Below are 2,511 nucleotides of genomic sequence, written 5' to 3'. Positions count from 1 at the left end.
CTACCAGCCCCTGCCCGGCCCCTTCGTGCGCCGGGACGCCCAGGGGCGCCCCCTCCAGAACGACGACCCCCGGGACCGCCACGGCTCCGACCGCCGGCTGGGCGGCCGCATGTTCTGGAACGTGCTCCACGCCTTCCGGGCCGGAGAGGACACGGAGGACTCCTCCGTCACCCAGGCCCAGTGGGACCGCATGGTTTTTGGAGCGGTGCTGGCCATGGTGGGCCTGGCCCTGGCGGCCGTCGCGCTCGTCAGCTCCCTCTAGGAGCGACGGGGCGCGTCGAAAGCCTTGGGGTTGGCGCGGCTTGTGCTACGGTGCCGCGCACTTGGCCACCGACGACCTCACACTCGTCAAGCGCGTCCGCAGCGGGGACCAGCGCGCCTTCAAGCTCCTCGTCGAGCGTTACCAGCGCAAGGTGTATGCCGTCGCGCTCGGAATGCTGAAGGACAAGGAGGAGGCGATGGACGTCTCCCAGGAGGCGTTCGTCAAGGTCTACAAGTACCTGGACCACTTCAAGGGCGACGCGTCCTTCTACACGTGGCTCTACCGCATCACGTCCAACATCTGCATCGACGTGCTGCGCAAGCGCCGCGGCGGCGGCGAGCCCGTGGAGTTCGACGAGACGCAGGAAGTGGACCTCTCCGAGGCCCGCATCGGCGCGCTCGGCAGCCGCCTGGGGACCAATCCCCAGAAGAGCGCCCTGCGCAAGGAGCTGGCGGAGAAGATTCAAGAGGCCCTGGCCACGGTGCCGGAGAAGCACCGCGCCATCCTCCTGCTGCGCGAAATCGAGGGAATGTCCTACGAGGACCTGGCCCGCACGCTGGACATCCCCAAGGGCACGGTGATGAGCCGGCTCTTCCACGCGCGCGCCAAGGTGCAGAAAATCCTGGGGGATTATCTGGAGCTGGACGAAGCCAAGAGCGGAGTGGGCAACGAATGAGGATGCCAGAAAGGCCTCCTCGAATATCCGTGGGGCCCGTCGCGTCCCACCGACGAATTCCCACCAGCCCGCAGGGTGAAGAGTATGGCCGGAAATCCCGCGTGTGAGCGTTTCGTACCGCTCCTGTCTCCCTACATCGACGGTGAAGTCGCTCCCGGGGAGCGCGTCAACGTGGAGCGGCACCTGGCCGCCTGCCGGGATTGCACGGGCCGCGCGGCGGACCTGCGCGCTGAGTCCGGGTTGCTCCGGGTCGGCCTGGACATGGCGGTGGACGACGTCGACTTCAAGGACTTCGCCCAGAAGGTCATGGCCCGGGTGACGCCGGAGAAGCCGCCCCTCATCGAGCGGATGCGGCTGGCCCTGTCGGAGATGTTCCTCTACCAGCGCACGGCGATGATTTCGTCGCTGGCCACCGCCGCGGTGGTGATGCTGGTGGCGCTGCCGCTGGTGCTGCGCGACAACGCGCCGGAGGGCTACGCCGCCGAGCGCATGACGGTGAAGTCCATCCAGTCCTACCAGGGCGCCCGCGTGGCCCCGGTGGTGATGGAGACGGAGGGCGGCGGCTCCATCATCTGGATGGTGGACGAGCAGGAGCAGGCCCCGGAGCCCGTGAAGGAGAAGAAGCCGGGCGCGGTGGAGTCCCAGGATTCGAGCGTGGAGCAGGATGGCCAGGGAGGACAGCCGGCGCCGGCTCCGTCCGTCCCGCCCCGGCCCACCGGAGGAGCGCTATGACGAAGCCGACGTGGGCGGTGCTGGCCCTGCTGTTCGCCGTGGGCCTGGTGATGGGGCCGGCGGTCGCCTCCGCCCAGGAGCAGAAGGTGAAGGTGCAGGTGGAGGTGGTGCTGGCCTCCAACAAGGGCACCGCGGTGGAGCCACCCGAGCTCAACAAGATGAAGGAGGCGTTCCAGAAGCAGAACTTCAGCTTCACCTCCTTCAAGCGCATGTCGCTGGACACCGTGGAGGTGGGCGCCCAGAAGCCCACGGAAGTGAAGCTCCCCAACGGGACGAACGCGTCGCTCCAGCTCTTGGGCATGAAGGACGGCAGCGCCACGCTGCGCGTCATCATCCCGAACCAGTCCTCCGTGGAGGTGGAGCTGGGCCGCCAGGGCGCCATGTACCAGAAGGCCGGCAAGCACGTGGGTGGCGAGCTCATCCTCGTCCTGGTGCCGCCGTCGAAGTAGCAGTGTGAGTCGTGCCGGATGCGCGCCGCCCCTGAGGCAGGCGCCGTCCGCGGAATCCCCACCCTGACGCCTGGATGGCCCCCTTCTCCCCGGGCGGCCCCGCGTCAGGGCCCACCTTTCCTGAATCTTCCCGGGTCCTCGCACATCCACCCCTGCGTGGACGGTGTGCTGTCCCAGCGTCGGACAGCTCCGTCCCACGCCTGACGTGCGCCGGGGTGCGCATGGCACCGGGGGGCAGGAAAGAGGGCGGAACTACCTGGAGCCGGGCTGAAAGAAAGACAGTCCTGCCCGGCAAGGCAGGGGTGGTTCGGGCTTTCTTCCCTCGGAAAACGCCGAGTTGAGCGACGGCACGGCAGTTGCTCTTGGGTCTGAGGGCAGGACGGGCGGGACGG

At 68.3% G+C, this 2,511-nt stretch carries 3 protein-coding genes and 1 pseudogene; all 4 read left to right on the top strand.

The genetic code is table 11. The annotated features are described in order from the left end of the window. Nucleotides 1–262, top strand: a pseudogene (locus D7Y21_RS42130) (hypothetical protein); the annotation flags it as partial. Nucleotides 263–323: 61 nt separating this feature from the next. After that, nucleotides 324–938 carry an RNA polymerase sigma factor gene (locus D7Y21_RS41000; RefSeq protein ID WP_120561696.1) on the top strand — a complete coding sequence of 205 codons (615 nt, stop codon included), beginning with the start codon at nt 324–326 and terminating at the stop codon, nt 936–938. Nucleotides 939–1,022: 84 nt separating this feature from the next. Further along, the gene (locus D7Y21_RS40995) at nt 1,023–1,670 is read left to right on the top strand and encodes an anti-sigma factor (RefSeq protein WP_120561046.1); all 648 of its coding nucleotides are present in this window, start codon (nt 1,023–1,025) and stop codon (nt 1,668–1,670) included. After that, entirely contained in the window at nt 1,667–2,119 is a 453-nt protein-coding gene (locus D7Y21_RS40990) for a hypothetical protein (RefSeq protein WP_121718601.1), read from the top strand. The genes D7Y21_RS40995 and D7Y21_RS40990 overlap by 4 nt, the downstream gene beginning before the upstream one ends. Nucleotides 2,120–2,511: the final 392 nt, after the last annotated feature.

The sequence above is a fragment of the Corallococcus sp. AB045 genome (assembly GCF_003668895.1).
GTDB classification, from domain to species: Bacteria; Myxococcota; Myxococcia; order Myxococcales; family Myxococcaceae; genus Corallococcus; species Corallococcus coralloides.
This window is presented reverse-complemented; position numbering and strand designations above follow the sequence as displayed.

What these genes read in the sequence shown, in the direction of transcription:
- D7Y21_RS40995 (WP_120561046.1), top strand. Translation starts at nt 1,023, where the DNA reads ATGGCCGGAAATCCCGCGTGTGAGCGTTTCGTACCGCTCCTGTCTCCC.
- D7Y21_RS40990 (WP_121718601.1), top strand. Translation starts at nt 1,667, where the DNA reads ATGACGAAGCCGACGTGGGCGGTGCTGGCCCTGCTGTTCGCCGTGGGC.